This is a genomic window from Actinomadura sp. KC06 (genome assembly GCF_004348735.1).
GTDB lineage: Bacteria > Actinomycetota > Actinomycetes > Streptosporangiales > Streptosporangiaceae > Spirillospora.
Window position 1 is genome coordinate 1 of sequence record NZ_SMKT01000034.1, and the last position, 19,255, is coordinate 19,255.

A 19,255-nucleotide genomic window follows, 5' to 3' on the forward strand; every position below is an offset into this window, starting at 1 on the left:
CTCCCCGACCCCGCCACCAACATGTACGCCGCCGCCGCCCGCAAGCCCTAGGCCCACCCGGCGTCAGGCCGACCACAACCAGGCTTTGGCGCGAGTCTCCTTGCAGCTGACGCGCAGGGGACGGTAGGCGTCCGGGTTGATCAGGCCGCCGCGGGCGGTGGCGTCGCCGTACAGCCTGTCGGACACGATGAGCCCGAGGTCTGCGGCGCCGTCGGCGTGCGCCTTCTTGAACGCGGCGGACTCCAGCAGGCGGAACAGATGGAGGACCGCCGGTCCGGCCACGCCGTGCGCGTCCCGGTGGACGTGACCCGCGTGGACGGCGACGCGCAACCTTAACCGCGCCGCCGACGACGCGAGGCGGTTGGAGCGGCGGAGCACCGCGGTCAGATGATGCGCGAAGGGATCCAGGAAGTCGTCGGCGGGCACGTCCGGCGGCGCGATGATGAGCGCGCCGTCCCCGCGGTCATGCCGGTAGCAGTCCCACCAGGGGATCCGGGTGATCTCGCAGGCCTCGGCCAGGCGCGTGTACATCTGGTGACGCTGGTGGAGTTGGCTGTGCGCGTCGCCGAGCAGGCCGAATGAGGAGATGTCGACGGCGGCCAGGGTGGCGTAGAGCGCGGGCGGCACGACGTGCGGCCGGACGATGACCTCCCCATCCGGCCGCGGGGGCGGCTGTTCGACGACGCGGAGATTGCGAGCGCTGGCCATGATTGCTGAACTCCGTTCATGTTTCGTGGTATCGACCTGCTCGGCGGGACCAGACGGTTACAGAAATCGGCCTGGCGTCAGGTCATTTAACGTCACGCCCTTTTCAGGACGAAGGCTCTCCTGGCTCAGATCTAGCAGATCGGCTGAATGAAGCTCGGAGCCCTTGACAAGAGTGCGAGCTTTGCTAGCGGCCAAGTGTGGCAGCGGAACTTTCCGAACTTCGGCGAATTTCTCCGGGTGATGCCGGACAATGACGGGCAACGATGCCTGCCGGAGCCTGTTGACATGCCGCCACGTCCACGCCCCTTGAACCCGTCGGTCCCCGTGGAGCGCTTCGCGCTGGCCCTGCGCCGCCTGCACAGGGACGCGGGCAGGCCCAAGCAGCAGGTGCTCGCCACCGCGATGCACTGCAGCCACGCCACCGTGTCGGCCATTCTCAACGGCCACCGGTTCCCCTCCTGGGAGCAGACGGCGGCGTTCGTCCGGGCCTGCCGCGGTGACGTCCAGGCGTGGCGGGCCCATTGGGTCGAGGTCGACCGGGAGATCAGCGCGGAACTCGCGCCGGACCACGGCGGGGAGGCGCTGCTGCACGCCCCCTCCTCATCGGTCCAGCATTTGACCGGACGCCACCACTACAAAGCCTTGACGGCGCAGATCCGCGAGACCCGGTCGCGCATCCTTACCACTTATATCCGCGTGACGCCGCCGTCGTACTTCGTCGGATTCACCGACCGCGACACGGGAGACGCCGCGGAAGAGTACTTCGCCGAGTTGAGCAATTGGCCCCTTTTGCAAGGGGAGCGATCGATGTGCCGCCTGATCTGCCTGCCCAACCGGGAAATGGTCGACTGGGCCAGAGGGCACCACGAGAGCTGCGGAGATCTCCCGAACTACGAAATGCGGGTCGTCGACTGGCAGATCAGCGCGGACCCCGTCAATCTGGCCGTCTTCGACGACACCGTCGCCTTCCTCACGTTCGCGGCGGGCACGGCCCAGGAGATGACCGGCTTCCGCATCGACGACCGGAACCTCGTGCGCGACGCCGCCGGATACTTCGGCCGGCTCTGGTCCAGCGGCATTCCGCTCGCCGACCGGCTCAGAGAACTCTGAACGGCGGCAGCCGCCTCGCGCGCTGTCTGCGGGCGTGCGGCGTCCTCGCGGCGGCCGTCTCTCCGGCTTCGAGCGGGCCGAGGTCGTTGTCGTGATATCCGGGACGAGGTCCCGCCCGGCATGGACTCGGCGGAGTCCCCGGCCGGGACGTCCACGCGGGCAGGACCCTCCCGTCGCCTATCTCGCCGCTCGGCACGCTTTCACCGACTGGCCGTTCGCGGGGGGAGCGGGTCAGGCTTTCAGCGGCGGGCCAGGGAGGCGATCATGTCGCTGCCCGGCTTGCACGCGGCCTCCAGGGCGGCGAGCTCGTCGGGGTCCAGGCGGGACGCGGCGCCGACGCGGCTGAAGTCGATCATCTTCCGGGCCTCGTCCAACCACTCCGGGGACGAGGGGATGCCGAGGAAATCGGCGAGCTTGGACAGCTGCGCCTGGGGGTCGGTCAGCAGCTCCTCGTACTCCAGGTTCATCCACTGGTCGGCGGGAAGCTGGGCCAGCGAGGACAGGCCGGTGGCGACCATCCCCGACCACATGTCGCCGAACGCGGACACCGGGATGTCGTGCTCCATGATCCGGTCGCCGTCGAACGGCGGCTTGACCAGGCCGTCCAGTTCGGGCGGCATCCGCTGCTCGAACTCCGCCCAGGAGGCGGCGGGCGGGTCCATGGACATGAACGCCCCCATGGTGAGGACGCCGTGCCGGAACATCGGATGCCGGCTCATGGACACCGCGCAGTCCGGGCCGTCGCGGTGCATGTGGATGAACCGCGCGTCCGGGAACATCTCCCGCAGTGCCGGGACGAACATCATGCTGTTCGCGGAACGCTCGACGATCGTCGGGCGGCCCAGCGTCTCCGCGAGCCAGCCGAACAGCGCTAAGTAGTGCTCGGCCGCGGGACGGGTCGGGTACGCGGAGACCTCCTCCGCCATCCGGTCGTAGAGGGAGTCCGGGTCGTCGGTGAGCATCGGCAGCGTGAGGTTGCAGATGGCCGGGACGCCGCTTTCGCGCTCGTACCGGCCGGTGTCGAACGGGTAGCAGAGCTCGGGCACTTTCCAGCCCGCCCGCAGGACGGCGCCGAAGATGGAGTCGGTGGACGACAGCAGCCGCCACAGCTCCTTCCCGTCCATCTCGTGCGTCGGGATTCCCTGGTTGTCGGCCGCGACCGCCATGGTGGCGAAGAACTCGCTGATGCTCAGGGTTTCCGGATTACGGTGCAGAATGCGGGACAGCAGCGTCGAACCGCAGCGGCCCGTCGACACCACGATGGCCAGAGACATTCGTCGTTCTTCCTTCCGTCGACTACTTCACCCGATCGCAGATCTGTTTCTGCAGGTCGCGCCGAGCGCTTATGGTGAAAACACTTCATTGGCGGACCAGGAAGAGCCGTGACCGAATGTTATCGGCGCTGACGCTACGGACGGAATGGACGTCGAACAACCCCTATGTCAACCCCTACCATTGGCCTCCGCACCGGATGAAACCGCACTGACCTGGCCATTTTTGGGCGATAGGGGTGGTGTGCCGGTGATCAGGGGTGCGCGCGGGTAGTGGCCCGCCCGCTCTGGCCGATTGAATTCGCTGGTGGCCGCGGGTTCGCGGTGTGTCGGCCGATTTCAGTGTGCGGGGTGGTCGGGATAAATACCGAGGAGAAGCTGCTCGACTATCTCAAGCGGACGACCACGGATCTGCGTGAGGCGCGCAGGCGTGTCGCCGAGTTCGAGGAGCGGGACCGGGAGCCGGTCGCGATCGTGGGCATGGCGTGCCGGTTCCCGGGCGGCGTCGTCTCGCCCGAGACGCTGTGGGACCTGGTCGCGGGCGGCGCGGACGGGCTGTCCGGCTTCCCCGTGGACCGGGGCTGGGACGTGGCGGGCCTGTTCGACCCGGAGCCGGGCCGTCCGGGCAAGAGCTACGTGGACCGTGGCGGATTCCTGCACGACGCGGGCTGGTTCGACTCGGGGTTCTTCGGCGTCGGCCCTAACGAGGCGCTGGTCATGGACCCGCAGCAGCGGCTGCTGCTGGAGGTCTCGTGGGAGGCCCTGGAACGGGCCGGGATCGACCCGTCCTCGCTGCGGGGGAGCCGCACGGGCGTGTTCGCCGGAGTCAACTACCACGACTACGCGTTCAACAGCAGCACCGGCGCGATCGCGTCCGGCCGGATCTCCTACACGCTGGGCCTTGAGGGGCCGGCGGTGACGGTGGACACGGCGTGCTCGTCGTCGCTGGTCGCGCTGCATTGGGCGATCCAGTCGCTGCGCACGGGCGAGTGCTCGCTAGCGCTCGTCGGCGGGGTCACGGTCATGGCGACCCCCGACACGTTCATCGAGTTCAGCCGCCAGCGCGGTCTGGCGGCCGATGGGCGTTGCAAGTCGTTCGCGGCGGCGGCGGACGGCACCGGGTGGGGCGAGGGCGCCGGGATGCTGCTGGTGGAGCGGCTGTCGGACGCTCAGCGGAACGGTCATCGGGTGCTGGCGGTGGTGCGGGGCTCGGCCGTCAACCAGGACGGGGCGTCCAACGGGCTGACCGCGCCGAACGGGCCGTCGCAGCGGCGGGTGATCCGCGAGGCGCTGGCCGCGGCTGGGCTCAGCACGGTGGACGTCGACGCGGTCGAGGCTCATGGGACGGGCACGAGGCTCGGCGACCCGATCGAGGCGCAGGCGCTGCTGGCGACGTACGGGCAGGATCGTCCGGAGGGGCGTCCGTTGTGGCTGGGGTCGATCAAGTCGAACATCGGGCACACGCAGGCCGCCGCGGGCGTGGCCGGGATCATCAAGATGGTCCAGGCGATGCGGCACGGGGTGCTGCCGAAGACGCTGCATGTGGACGAGCCGACCCCGCATGTGGACTGGTCGGCGGGGGACGTGGAGCTGCTGGCCGAGGCGCGCGAGTGGGCTGTGGACGGGCGTCCGCGCCGGGCCGGGGTGTCGTCGTTCGGGATCAGCGGGACGAACGCGCACGTGATCATCGAGGCCGCCGAACCGGCCGAGAAGCGACCGGACCGGACGGCCGGAGAGCCGCCGGCCGTCCCGTGGGTGATCTCGGCACGCGATCAGGCCGGGCTGCGCGGCCAGGTCGAACGACTGCGCTCGCACGTCGGGGCGCGCTCTGAGCTGGCGCCTCTCGACGTCGGATGGTCCCTGGCGACCGGGCGGGCGGTGCTGGAGCACCGGGCGGTGGTGATCGGCCGGGATCGGGACGAGCTGCTCGCGAGCCTGGACCGGCTCGCCGATCCGGACGGCCAGACCGCCGTGCAGGGCGTCGCCGGCTCGGGTCTGACGGCCTTCCTTTTCTCGGGGCAGGGCGCGCAGCGGCTCGGGATGGGCCGGGAGTTGTACGAGGCGTTCCCGGTGTTCGCGGCTGCTTTTGATGAGGTGTGCGCGGTGTTGGACGGTCAGCTGGATCGTCCGTTGCGTGACGTGATGTGGTCTGAAGCCGAATTGCTGGATCAGACGGTGTTCACGCAGGCCGGTTTGTTCGCGGTCGAGGTGGCGCTTTTCCGGTTGCTGGAGTCGTGGGGTGTGCGGCCCGATTTTCTGGCCGGGCATTCGATTGGTGAGCTGGCGGCGGCACATGTGGCCGGGGTGTGGTCACTGGACGATGCGGCGAAATTGGTGGCGGCGCGCGGGCGGCTAATGCAGGCCCTTCCGGCCGGTGGTGCGATGGCAGCGGTGCAGGCTTCTGAGGACGAGGTCACCGATCTGCTCGGTGATGGGCCGGTGGCGGTGGCGGCAGTGAACGGTCCTGCGTCGGTGGTGGTGTCAGGGGCCGAGGACGAGGTCGTCCGGATTGTCGAGCACTTTAAGGGGATGGAGCGTAAGGCGACGCGGTTGCGGGTGTCGCATGCGTTCCATTCGCCGTTGATGGATCCGATGCTGGACGAATTCCGCCGCGTCGCTGAGAGCTTGGATTACCGGCCCCCGGAGATCCCGATCGTCTCCACCTTGACGGGTGGAGTCGCCGCGTCCGGCGAAGTCGGCTCGGCGGAGTACTGGGTGCGGCATGTGCGTGAGGCGGTGCGGTTCGCCGACGCCGTCCAGACGCTGCGCGGCGGCGGGGTGACCCGGTTCGTCGAGCTGGGGCCGGACGGCGTCCTGACCGCGATGACCGAGACCTGCCTCGACGCGTCCGGGGAGGGCGAGGCGACGGTGGTGGCCGCCCTGCGCGGGAACCGTCCGGAGCCTGCCGCGCTGATCGCCGCGGTGGCCGCGCTGCACGTCAAGGGTGTCCCGCTGACCTGGCGGGCCGTGCTGGACGGCCAGGGCGCCGAGCAGGTGGATCTGCCGACGTACGCGTTCCAGCGGGAGCGGTACTGGCTGGTGAGCCCGGACGGGACGGGCGACGTCTCGGCCGCCGGGCTCCAGCAGGACGAGCACCCGCTGCTCGGCGCCGTGGTGGCGTTGCCGGAATCGGGCGGCGTGGTGCTCACGGGACGCCTGTCGCTGGACGCGCAGCCTTGGCTGGCCGACCACGAGGTGGGCGGTGCCGTCCTGCTACCGGGGACCGCGTTCGTCGACCTCGCGATCCGCGCCGGGGACCATGTCGGCTGCGGGTTCCTGGAGGAGCTGACGCTGCAGGCGCCGCTCGTCCTGCCGGAGCACGGCGGTGTCGCCGTCCAGGTCGTGGCCGGTGCGGCGGACGGGTCCGGACGGCGGGTCGTGGGCGTCTACTCGCGCGCCGGGGACGACGCCGCTGATCAGGTCTGGGTCCGGCACGCCACCGGGACGCTGACCGCCGAGGCGGGCGAGCCGTCCTTCGACCTCGCGGTGTGGCCGCCCGAGGGAGCGTCGGCCATCGAAGTGGACGGCGCCTACGAGCGGCTGGTGGACGCCGGATACGGCTACGGCCCCCTGTTCCAGGGCTTGAGAGCGGCGTGGCGCCGCGGGGACGAGCTGTTCGCCGAGGTCGCGCTGCCCGACGACGCATGGGAGGACGCCGGCCGGTTCGGGCTGCACCCGGCGGTCCTGGACGCGGTGCTCCACACGGGACTCGTAGCCAGGGCGCAACGTGAGCGACCGGAACACGAGGAGGAGGATGCGACGCTGCTGCCGTTCGCGTGGAACGGCGTCCGCCTCTACGCCTCGGGAGCGCCCGCCGTCCGGGCGCGGCTGACCCCGGTCGGCTCGGACGGGACGGCTCTGCACCTCGCCGATGGGGCGGGACGCCCGGTCGCGGCGGTGGAGTCCCTGGTGTCGCGCCCGATGACGCCGGGCCCGCTCACCGCAGCGGCTTCGGCGTCCCGTGATCCGCTTTACCGCCTGGAGTGGTCCACGTCGCCGGTTCCGGTCCCGAGCGCCCGCAGCGCGGGCGCCGCCAGTTCCTGGAGCGTGTGGGACGAACTCGCCGGGCAGGACGAGGACGCCGCCCCGGCCCCCGAAATCGTGGTCCTTCCCGTCGAGCACGGCCCGGCCGAGGAGGTCGGGGACGCTGTGCACCGCGTGCTCGCGGCTGTCCAGGCATGGTCGTCGGGGCGCCGGTTCGCGTCGTCGCGGCTGGTGGTCGTCACCGCGGGCGCCGTCCCGGCGGGCGGCGAGGACGTCACGCATCTGGCGGGCGCGGCGGTGTGGGGCCTGGTCCGCTCGGCGCAGTCGGAGGATCCGGGACGGATCGTCCTGGTGGACGTGGAAGACCTGGAAGAGCTGGCCGCAGCTGTGGCCGTCGTGTCGGCGACCGACGAGCCGGAGATCGCGATCCGGGGCGGTGCCGTTCGCGTCCCGAGGCTGGCGCGCGTGGACGCGGGGCAGCCGGGCGAGGCGGAGGAGCGCCCGTTCGGCGAGGGAACCGTGCTGGTCACGGGCGCGATGGGTGCTCTGGGTGCGCTGGTCGCACGGCATCTCGTGACCGTCCACGGTGTGCGACGCCTGCTGCTGGTCGGCCGCCGCGGCGCGGAGGCGCCCGGGGCCGGTGAGCTGGTGGCGGAGCTGACGGACCTGGGCGCGGACGTCGAGGTGGCCGCGTGCGACGTCGCCGACCGGACGGCGCTCGCGGACCTGCTGGCCGCCGTTCCCGACCGGCATCCTCTCTCGGCGGTGGTGCATGCGGCGGGCGTGCTGGACGACGGCGTCATCGCGTCCCTGACCCCCGAACGTGTGGACGCGGTGCTCGCACCGAAGGCCATCGGCGCGTGGAACCTGCACGAACTGACCCGCGACGCGGACCTGACGCAGTTCGTCGTGTTCTCCTCGGCGGCCGGTGTCCTCGGCGCGCCCGGACAGGGGAACTACGCGGCGGCGAACGCGTTCCTGGACGGGCTCGTCCAGCATCGCCGCGCGCTGGGCCTGCCCGGCCGGTCGCTGGCGTGGGGCCTATGGGCCTCCGACGAGGGGATGGCCGGGCGCCTCGATGACGACGGCGCGCGGCGGATGGCCCGCTCCGGCGTCCATGCCCTGACGGTTGACGAAGGGCTGCGGTTGTTCGACGCGGCCCTGACGGTCGAGCAGCCGTTGCTGGTGCCGATCCGGCTGGACCCGGCGGAACTGGCCGGAGCCGGAGCCGGCGACGAGCCGCCGCACGTCCTGCGCGGGCTGGTGACCCGCCGGCGTCCCACGGCGGACGCCGGAGCCGGAAGTGTGGCGGGCGCGGCCGGAGTGCTGCGGGAGCGCCTGTCCGTGCTCCCGGAGGACGAGCGCCGGACGGTCCTGCTGGAGATCGTGCGGGCGCAGGCGGCGTCCGTGCTCGGTTACTCCGATCCGGACCCGGTCGACGGCGAACGCGCGTTCCGCGACCTCGGCTTCGACTCCCTCTCGGCGGTTGACCTGCGAGGACGACTCAGCAAGGTGACCGGCCTGCGACTTCCCGCGACACTGGTGTTCGACTATCCGACGCCGGTGGCGCTGGCGGGCTATCTGGTCGATGAGCTGCTGGGGACCGATTCGGCCGGGGCGGGGGTCGCGGTCCGGGCGGCGGCGGTCGATGACGATCCGATCGCGATCGTCGGGATGGCGTGCCGCTACCCCGGCGGCGTCGTCTCGCCCGAGGGTCTCTGGGACTTGGTCACCGGCGAGATGGACGGGGTGTCCGCATTCCCCGCCGACCGCGGCTGGGACGTCGAGCGAATCTACGACCCGGACGGCCTCCGTCCGGACACCAGCTACGTCAACTCCGGTGGCTTCCTCCAGGACGTGGCGGGCTTCGATCCCGGCTTCTTCGGCATCAGCCCGAACGATGCCTGGCTGATGGATCCGCAGCAGCGGTTGCTGTTGGAGGTGTCGTGGGAGGCGCTTGAGCGGGCGGGTATCGATCCGACGTCTCTGCGTGGCAGCGCCACCGGTGTGTTCGCCGGGATGATGTATCACGACTACGCCTACAACAACAGCACGGGTTCGGTGGCGTCGGGCCGTATCTCCTACACGTTCGGTCTGGAAGGCCCGGCGGTGACGGTGGACACGGCGTGTTCATCGTCGTTGGTGGCATTGCATCTGGCGGTTCAGGCGCTTCGGGCAGGGGAGTGCTCGCTGGCGCTGGCGGGCGGTGTCGCGGTGATGGCGACGCCGGACGCGTTCGTGGAGTTCAGCCGTCAGCGTGGTCTTGCTCCGGATGGCCGGGCCAAGTCGTTCGCGGCTTCGGCAGATGGCACGTCCTGGGGCGAGGGTGCCGGGATGTTGCTGGTGGAGCGGCTGTCGGACGCCCAGCGCAATGGTCATCGGGTGTTGGCGATCGTGCGGGGCAGTGCGGTCAACCAGGACGGTGCCTCCAATGGCCTGACCGCGCCGAACGGCCCGTCGCAGCGCCGGGTGATCGGCCAGGCGCTCGCCACCGCTGGCCTGACCACGGGTGATGTGGACGCGGTCGAAGCGCATGGCACCGGCACCACGCTGGGCGACCCGATCGAAGCGCAGGCGGTGTTGGCGACTTACGGGCAGAACCGTGCAGAGGGACGTCCGCTGTGGCTGGGGTCGATCAAGTCGAACATCGGGCACACGCAGGCCGCTGCTGGTGTGGCGGGGATCATCAAGATGGTCGAGGCGATGCGCCACGGCGTCCTGCCCAAGACCTTGCACATTGACGAGCCGACCCCGCACGTCGACTGGTCGGCCGGGGACGTGGAACTGCTGACCGAGGCGCGGGACTGGCCGGTCAATGGGCATCCGCGCCGCGCCGGGATCTCCTCCTTCGGGATCAGCGGCACCAACGCGCACGTCATCATCGAGGAACCCGAGCCTGAACCGCAGCCGTCCGAGCCCGTCGATGAAGCGCGGGACCCGCTGCCGGTCGTGCCGTGGGTGATTTCGGCCCGCGACGAGGCCGGGCTTCTCGGTCAGGCCGGTCGTCTCCGCGAACACGTTCAGGCACGTCCGGAGCTGGCACCGGCGGACGTGGGGTTCTCGCTGGTGAGCACGCGTGCGCTGCTGGAGCATCGAGCAGTGGTGCTGGGCCGCGACCGCGATGAGCTGCTGTCGGGCTTGGACGCACTGACCGGTCCTGATGCTCTGCGCGGAGTGGCCGCGTCCGGTTCGACCGCGTTCCTGTTCTCTGGTCAAGGTGCGCAGCGGCTCGGGATGGGCCGGGAGCTGTACGAGGCGTTCCCGGAGTTCGCCGCCGCCTTCGATGACGTGTGCGGCGCATTGGACGAGCACCTGGAGCGGCCGATTCGGGACGTGGTCTGGTCTGAGGCTGAGCTGCTGGATCAGACGGTGTTCACGCAGGCCGGACTGTTCGCGATCGAGGTGGCGCTGTTCCGGCTCCTTGAGGCGTGGGGCGTCCGTCCCGATTTCCTGGCCGGGCATTCGATCGGTGAGCTGGCGGCGGCGCATGTGGCCGGGGTCTGGTCGCTGGATGATGCGGCCAAGCTGGTGGCGGCTCGCGGACGGCTGATGCAGGCGCTCCCGGCCGGTGGTGCGATGGCGGCCGTCCAGGCGTCCGAGGACGAGGTGACCCCGCTGCTCGCCGCCGGACGCGTCGACATCGCGGCGGTGAACGGCCCGGAATCCGTGGTGGTGTCAGGGGCCGAGGACGAGGTCGCCGGGATTGTCGATCACTTCGCGGGGCTGGGGCGTAAGACGTCGCGGCTCCGGGTGTCGCATGCGTTCCATTCGCCGCTCATGGACCCAATGCTGGACGAGTTCCGGGAAGTGGCCGACAGCCTCGGCTACGGGACACCGGCCGTCCCGATCGTGTCGACATTGACCGGCCGGGCCGCCATGGCGGAGGAGCTGGGCACGCCCGCCTACTGGGTGCGGCACGTGCGGGAGGCGGTGCGGTTCGCCGACGCCGTCCAGACATTGCACGCCGACGGGGTGACCCGGTTCATCGAGCTGGGACCGGACGGCGTCCTGACCGCGATGACCCACGCCTGCCTCGACGACGCTTCCGGCCGGGTGCTCGTGGCCCCGGCGCTGCGCAAGGGCGCACCGGAGATCGAAGCCTTTCTGGGCACGGTCGGGCGCCTGCACGTGGACGGTGTCCCGGTCGACTGGACGGCGGTCTTCGCCGGTCGTCCGTCCGGCGAGGTCGACCTGCCCACCTACGCCTTCCAGCGGCAGCGGTACTGGCTGGACGGGCCGGGCGCCGCAGGCGACGTCTCGGTGGCGGGGCTGCGTCCGGCCGAGCATCCGCTGCTCGGCGCGGTCGTGACGCTGCCGGAGTCGGGCGGCGTGGTGCTGACCGGCCGCCTGTCACTGGGGACGCGGCCGTGGCTGGCCGACCATCGGGTGCTGGGCAGCGTGCTCTTCCCCGGGACGGGGCTCGTCGAGCTGGCGATCAGAGCCGGTGATCACGTCGGCTGCGGGGTGCTGGAGGAGCTGACGCTTCAGACGCCGCTCGTCCTGCCGGAGCACGGCGGCGTGACCGTCCAAGTCGTCGTGGGAGAGGACGACGAAGCGGGACGGCGTTCCGTGGGCGTCTACTCCCTGCCCGCGGACGGCTCCGCCGACGACGCCTGGGTCCGCCATGCCACCGGAACACTGACCGCTGATGCCGGTGAACCGTCATTCGACCTGGCGGCATGGCCACCGGAGGGCTCCTCGCCCGTCTCGCTGGACGGCGCGTACGAGCGGCTGGCGGACGCGGGCTACGGCTACGGCCCGCTGTTCCAAGGGCTTCGGGCGATGTGGCGGCGCGGGGACGAGCTGTTCGCCGAGGTCGCGCTGCCCGACGAGTCCTGGGAGGAGGCCGGCCGGTTCGGGATGCACCCGGCGGTGCTCGACGCCGTCCTCCACACCGGTCTGATCTCCGGGGGCGGCGAACGGGCCGACGAACGAGACGGCGACGGCGAGATGGTCCTCCCGTTCTCCTGGAACGGTGTGCGGCTGTTCGCGTCCGGGGCGCCCGCCGTCCGGGCGAGGGTGGCTCCGTCCGGGCCGGACGGTGTGTCGCTGCAGCTCGCGGGTCTGGACGGGCGTCCCGTCCTGGCGGCGGATTCGCTGATCTCGCGGCCGGTTTCGCCGCGCCAGCTGTCCGCGCCCGCGTTCCACGACTCGCTGTACCGCCTGACATGGTCCGCCGCCGTCCCTGCCGCCGTCTCCGCCGCTCCGGCGGAGGTGACGTGGTGCCTGTGGGACGACATCGACCTTCACGACGGACCGGCACCGGACGTCGTCGCCGTCCGCGTCGCAGGCGACCTCGCAGGCGACTCGGTCATCGACGGGGTGAACCAGGTGCTCGCCGTCATCCGCGCGTGGTCGGCGGACGAGCGGTTCTCATCGTCCAGGCTGCTGGTCGTCACCTCCGGCGCGGTCGCGCTGGACGGCGAGGACGTGCGTGACCTGGTGGGCGCGGCGGTGTGGGGCCTGGTGCGGTCCGCGCAGGCTGAGGACCCCGGCCGCGTCGTCCTGGCCGACACCGACGACACCGACCTCGCCGAGGTGGTGCGGCTGGTGGCGGCGATCGGCGAGCCGCAGGCCGTGGTCCGCGCCGGGACGGGACATGTCCCGCGCTTGACCCGGACACCCGTTCCGACCGCCCCGGAATCCGAGACCGGCGAACCGGACGGACCAATGCTCGGCACCGGCACCGTCCTGGTCACCGGCGGGACAAGCGGGTTGGGCGCCTTGGTCGCGCGGCATCTGGTGTCGGCGCACGGCGTCCGGGATCTGCTGCTGACGAGCCGTCGCGGCATGGAGGCTCCGGGCGTGGCGGAACTGGTGGCGGAGCTTGCGGAATCGGGCGCGCGGGCGGAGGTGGCGGCGTGTGACGTGAGCGATCGTGCCGCGTTGGCGCGGTTGCTGGAAGGCCGCCGGTTGTCGGGTGTGGTGCACGCGGCCGGGGTGCTGGACGACGGGATGATCTCGTCGCTGACGCCTGAGCAGGTCGCGGGCGTGTTGGGCCCGAAGGCGGTGGGCGCGTGGAATCTCCATGAGCTGACCCGCGAGATGGACGTGTCGGCGTTCGTGATGTTCTCGTCGTCGGCGGGCGTGCTCGGCGCGCCGGGCCAGGGCAATTACGCGGCGGCGAACGCGTTCGTGGACGGGTTGGTGCAACACCGCCGTGCGATGGGCCTGCCGGGCCAGTCGCTGGCCTGGGGACTGTGGGCCGCCGACACCGGGATGGGCGGACGTCTCGATGACGGTGACCTCCGCCGGATGCGGCGCTCCGGCGTCCGTCCGCTGACCGTCGAGCAGGGCCTGAGCCTGTTCGACGCCGCCGCCCGGGCCGGGGACCCGCTGCTGGTCCCCATCGGGCTGGACCTCAACGCGCTGGCCGGGGCCGGTGACGGAGTGCCGCATGTGCTGCGGATGCTGGCGGGAGGCGCGCGTCCCGCGGCCGGGGCATCCGCAGGCGGTGCGGGCGGCGCGAGCGGTGCGCTGCGCGGGCGGCTGGCGTCGCTGCCGGAGGACGACCGCGTCCAGGCGCTGGTGGAGATCGTCCGGGTGCAGGCCGCGTCGGTGCTCGGCTACGACGGCCCGCGCGCAATCGACGGTGAGCGGGCCTTCCGGGACCTCGGCGTCGACTCGCTGTCGGCCGTCGAGCTGCGCAACCGGCTGAACCAGGCGACGGGCCTGCGGCTTCCCGCGACGCTGGTGTTCGACTATCCGACGCCGGTGGCGCTGGCGCGCTATCTGGTCGATGAGCTGCTAGGGACGGATTCCGCCGGGACGGGGGTCGCGGTCCGGGCGGCGGCGGTCGATGACGATCCGATCGCGATCGTCGGGATGGCGTGCCGCTACCCCGGCGGCGTCGTCTCGCCGGAGGACCTCTGGAGCCTTGTCGCGGACGGGACGGACGGCATCTCCGCCTTCCCGGACGACCGCGACTGGAGCGTGGAACGCCTCTACGACCCGGACGGCACTCGTCCGCGCACGAGTTACGTCGATCAGGGCGGGTTCCTCTACGACGCCGGTGATTTCGATGCGGACTTCTTCGGCATCAGCCCCAACGAGGCCTGGCTGATGGATCCGCAGCAGCGGTTGCTGCTGGAGGTTTCCTGGGAGGCGCTTGAACGTGCGGGCATTGATCCGACGTCTCTGCGTGGCAGTGCGACGGGTGTGTTCGCCGGGATGATGTATCACGACTACGCCTACAACAACAGCACGGGTTCGGTGGCGTCGGGCCGTATCTCCTACACCCTCGGCCTTGAAGGACCGGCGGTCACGGTCGACACCGCCTGCTCATCATCGCTGGTCGCGCTGCACTGGGCCGTCCAAGCCCTGCGCTCGGGCGAATGCTCGCTGGCGCTGGCCGGCGGCGTGACCGTCATGGCCACGCCGGATACCTTCATCGAATTCAGCCGCCAGCGCGGCCTGGCCCCAGACGGCCGGGCCAAGTCGTTCGCCGCCTCGGCGGACGGCACATCCTGGGGCGAGGGTGCCGGGATGCTGCTGGTGGAGCGGTTGTCGGACGCCCGCCGCAACGGGCACCAGGTGTTGGCGATCGTGCGGGGCAGTGCGGTCAACCAGGACGGCGCGTCCAATGGCCTGACCGCGCCGAACGGCCCGTCGCAGCGCCGGGTAATCGGCCAAGCCCTCACTACCGCCGGTCTGACCACGGGCGATGTGGACGCGGTCGAAGCGCACGGCACCGGCACCACCCTGGGCGACCCGATTGAAGCGCAGGCGGTGTTGGCGACTTACGGGCAGAACCGTCCCGAGGGACGCCCGCTGTGGCTCGGGTCGATCAAGTCGAACATCGGCCACACGCAGGCCGCCGCCGGGGTGGCGGGGATCATCAAGATGGTCGAGGCGATGCGCCACGGCGTCCTGCCCAAGACCTTGCACATTGACGAGCCGACCCCGCACGTCGACTGGACGGCAGGCGCGGTCGAGCTGCTGACCGAGGCGCGGGAGTGGCCGGTCAACGGGCATCCGCGCCGTGCCGGGATCTCCTCGTTCGGGATCAGCGGCACCAACGCGCACGTCATCATCGAGGAACCCGAGCCTGAACCGCAGCCGTCCGAGCCCGTCGAAGAGACGCGGGACCCGCTGCCGGTCGTGCCGTGGGTGATCTCCGCCCGCGACGAGCCGGGACTTCGCGCCCAAGCGGAGAAGCTCGGCTCGTACCTCGATGCACGTCCGGACGTGTCCCCGCTCGACGTGGGGTTCTCGCTGGCGACCTCCAGGGCCGCGCTTCCGCATCGCGCGGTGGTGCTGGCCGCCGACCGGGACGCGGCACTGCGAGGACTGGCGAGGCTTGCCGAGGGATCGGATCCCCGTCCCGGCCTCCTCCGGGCCATCGCCTCCGCCGGCTCGACGGCGTTCTTGTTCACCGGCCAGGGAGCGCAGCGCGTGGGCATGGGCGGGGAGCTGCACGCCACGTTCCCCGCGTTCGCGGACGCCTTCGACGCCGTGTGCGCCGAGCTGGACACCCACCTCGACCGTCCGCTCAAGGACGTGATCGGTTCCGCAGGCGAGCCCGGCGACGGCGACGCCCTCGACCAGACCGGCTACGCGCAGGCGGGCCTGTTCGCCGTCGAGGTGGCGCTGTTCCGGCTCCTCGAATCCTGGGGCGTCCGCCCCGACTTCCTGGCCGGTCACTCCATCGGCGAGATCACCGCCGCGCACGTCGCCGGAGTGTGGTCGCTGCGGGACGCGGCCACGCTGGTCGCGGCGCGCGGACGCCTGATGCAGGCGCTCCCTGCGGGCGGCGCGATGGCGGCCGTCCAGGCATCCGAGGACGAAGTGACCCCGCTGCTCGCCACCGGACGCGTCGACATCGCCGCGGTGAACGGCCCGGACTCGGTGGTCGTGTCGGGCGACGAGGCGGCAGTGGACGACCTCCGGTCCCATTTCGACGGGCTCGGCCGCAAGACGTCCAGGCTCCGGGTGTCACACGCGTTCCACTCACCGCTGATGGACCCGATGCTCGACGAGTTCCGCGAAATCGCCGAGAGCCTCGCCTACGCCCCGCCCCGCGTCGCCGTCGTGTCCGCCCTCACCGGCGGGGTGGCCGAGGCGGAGGAGCTGACGTCCCCGGAGTACTGGGTGCGGCATGTGCGGGAGGCGGTCCGGTTCGCCGACGCCGTCGCGCGGCTGGAGTCCGAGGGCGTGACACGGTTCGTGGAGCTGGGACCGGACGGCGTCCTGACCGCGATGGTCCGGGGCCTGCTGGACGACCCGTCCGGCGAACGTGTCGCGGTGCCGGTGCTGCGCCGCGACGGCGCCGAGGCGACCGGCCTGCTCACCGCCGCCGGGCATCTCCACGCCTCGGGCGCGTCCGTCGACTGGCACGCGGTGTTCGGCGGGCGGGGCGCGCGGCGCGTCGACCTGCCCACGGCCGCGTTCCAGCGCCGCCGGTACTGGCTGAGCGACCAGGTGACCGGCGGGGACCCGCTGTCGATGGGGCTGGGCCAGGCCGGGCATCCGCTGCTCGGCGCCGTGGTCCCGTCGCCCGAGTCCGGTGGGGCGGTGCTGACCGGGCGGCTGTCGCTGATCGCGCAGCCGTGGCTGGCCGATCACACGGTCGGGGGGACGGTCCTGTTCCCGGGCGCCGGGTTCGTGGAGCTGGCCGTCCGGGCCGGGGAGCAGGCCGGTTGTGGCGCACTGGACTCGCTGACGCTGGAGACGCCTCTCGTCCTGCCCCGCGACGGAGGCGTGGCGCTGCAGGTCGTGGTCGGCGACGCCGAGGAGACGGACCCTGACCGCAGGCCCGTCGCCGTGTACTCGCGCGCCGACGCGGACACCGACGGCCCGTGGCGGCGGCACGCCGCCGGAGTCGTCACCGCGGGCGCCGCGGAGCCGGTTCCCGACACGCGGCCGTGGCCGCCGCCGGACGCCGTGCCCGTCGACCTGGACGGGTTCTACGAGGACATGGCGGAGGCGGGCCTCGGCTACGGCCCGGTCTTCCGCGGTCTGACGGCGGCATGGCGGTCGGGCGACGAGGTGTTCGCCGAGGTCGCGCTGCCCGAGCAGGCTCAGGAGGACGGCTTCGGGATGCATCCGGCGCTGCTGGACGCGACGTTGCACGCGATCGCGCTGAGCGGGCGGGCGGGCTCCGGCACGGCCGTGCCGTTCGCGTGGTCCGGGGTGGAACTGTTCGCCTCAGGCGCGACGGCGCTGCGCGTGCGAGTGACACCGAACGACGGCGACGATATGTCGCTGCACCTGTCGGACGCCGCCGGGCGCGCGGTCGCGTCCGTCGGGTCGCTGGCCCTGCGGGAAATCTCCGCGGATCAGCTGGCGTCGGCCGGTCCGGAGTTCCACGAATCGCTGTTCCGGGTGGAATGGTCATTGGCGGCGGCTGGCGCGGACGGTGAGCCCGGCGCGTCGTGGGCGGACTGGGAGGCGCTGAAGCCGGACGGCGACGTGCCCGAGGTCGTCGTTCTCCCGGTGACCGGCGGGACGGACGCCGCCACCGTCAGGAGAACCCTCCACCACGTCCTGGACGTCCTGCGGACCTGGCTGGACGAGGAGCGGTTCGCCGCGTCCAGGCTCCTGGTCGTCACGTCCGGCGCGGTGTCCGTGGACGGCGAGGACGTCACCGACCTGGCGGGCGCGGCGGTGTGGGGCCTCGTCCGTTCTGCGCAGTCGGAGAACCCCGGCCGCGTCACGCTCGCAGACCTCCCGGGCGGGGCCGCAGAGGACCTCGACGTCCGCGCGGCGCTGGCCGCAATGGTCCCGGGCGAGCCGCAGGTCGCCGTTCGCGACGGCGCGGCGCACGTCCCGAGGCTGGCGCGCGTGCCGGCGCGCGTGCCGGCGGGACCGTCCGGCGGCGCGCCCGCCTCCGTCCTGGCGGGCGAGGGTCCGGTGCTGGTCACCGGCGCGATGGGCGCGCTCGGCGGGGCGGTCGTGCGGCATCTGGTGACCGGGCACGGCGTCCGTCGGCTGCTGCTCGCCGGACGGCGCGGCATGGACACCCCAGGAGCGGCGGAGCTGCGCGCCGAGCTGGCCGCGCTGGGCGCCGAGGCCGAGATCGCGGCCTGCGACCTCGCCGACCGGGACGCCGTCGCGGACCTGCTGGCGGATCGGCGCCTGACCGGGATCGTCCACGTGGCCGGGGTGCTGGACGACGGCGTCATCCCGTCGCTCACACCGGAGCGCATGGACACCGTCCTCCGCCCGAAGGTGGACGCGGCCTGGAACCTGCACGAGCTGACCCGCGACATGGACCTGTCGGCGTTCGTGCTGTTCTCCTCGGCCGCCGGAGTGATGGGCGCCCCCGGCCAGGGCAACTACGCGGCGGCGAACGCCTACCTGGACGCGCTGGCCGCGCACCGGCGCGCGCACGGCCTGCCCGCCCAGTCGCTCGCGTGGGGGCTGTGGCGGACCGACGACGACGGCATGGCGGGCCGCCTCGGCGACGGCGACGTCCGGCGGATGGCCCGCTCCGGCGTGACCGCGCTGCCGGCCGCGCGGGCGCTGGAGCTGCTCGACACGGCGGGCACGCTGGACGATGCCGCGCTGGTCCCAATCGGGCTGGACCTCAAGGGCCTGGCCGCAACCGGCTCCGCCACCGGCGCCGATGACCTGCCTCCGCTGCTGCGGGGTCTGGTGCGGCGGCCGTCCCGGAGAGTCGCGGGTGCCGGGCCGGGCTCGGCGGACGCGCTGCGCCGCCGCCTGGCCGGGCTGTCCCCGGACGAGCGGGACGAGGCGCTGCTGGAGATCGTCCGGACGCATGCGGCGGCGACCCTCGGACACGACGGGCCGCGGGCGATCGAGCCCGGCCGTGCCTTCAGCGAGCTGGGGTTCGACTCGCTCACCGCGGTGGAGCTCCGCAACGGCCTGAACGCGGCGACGGGGCTGCGGCTCTCTCCGACGCTGGTGTTCGACTATCCGAGCCCCCGCGTCCTCGCCGCCCATCTCGGCGCGGAGCTGGCCCCGGACCTCGGCGCCGACGGCGACGGCGGGGAGGCGGAGGTGCGCCGCATCCTCCAGGCGATCCCCCTCAACCGGCTGCGGGACGCCGGGCTGATGGACAGCCTCCTGGAGCTCGCCGGGGCCCGGGACCTGGCCGCGGAGCCCGCCGGCGACGACGGCGGCGAGCGCGGCCCGATCGACGCGATGGACACCGAAAGCCTGATCAGCATGGCGCTCGACGGCGCCGGGTTCGACGACACGACGCGGGAAGAGTGAGCGAC

Annotated in this window: 4 protein-coding genes; 2 read left to right on the top strand and 2 right to left on the bottom strand. The window is 72.1% G+C overall.

The window, feature by feature from the left end; genetic code table 11:
• Positions 1 to 63: 63 nt before the first annotated feature.
• Positions 64 to 708: a hypothetical protein gene (locus E1287_RS13785; RefSeq protein WP_131965318.1), complete on the bottom strand. Its 645-nt coding sequence runs from the start codon at positions 706 to 708 to the stop codon at positions 64 to 66.
• 147 nt (positions 709 to 855) lie between these two features.
• Here E1287_RS13785 and E1287_RS13790 point away from each other — a divergent pair, with 147 nt between their 5' ends.
• The gene (locus E1287_RS13790) at positions 856 to 1,818 is read left to right on the top strand and encodes a helix-turn-helix transcriptional regulator (RefSeq protein ID WP_131965319.1); all 963 of its coding nucleotides are present in this window, start codon (positions 856 to 858) and stop codon (positions 1,816 to 1,818) included.
• Positions 1,819 to 2,057: 239 nt separating this feature from the next.
• On the opposite strand, the gene E1287_RS13795 is transcribed toward E1287_RS13790, so the two are convergent.
• Positions 2,058 to 3,092 (bottom strand): sulfotransferase, encoded by a 1,035-nt coding sequence (locus E1287_RS13795; protein WP_131965320.1) that lies wholly within the window; start codon positions 3,090 to 3,092, stop codon positions 2,058 to 2,060.
• Between the two features lie 348 nt (positions 3,093 to 3,440).
• Between E1287_RS13795 and E1287_RS13800 the strand changes: the two genes are divergently transcribed.
• Positions 3,441 to 19,250 carry a type I polyketide synthase gene (locus tag E1287_RS13800; protein WP_207934202.1) on the top strand — a complete coding sequence of 5,270 codons (15,810 nt, stop codon included), beginning with the start codon at positions 3,441 to 3,443 and terminating at the stop codon, positions 19,248 to 19,250.
• The last annotated feature ends 5 nt before the right edge of the window (positions 19,251 to 19,255 follow it).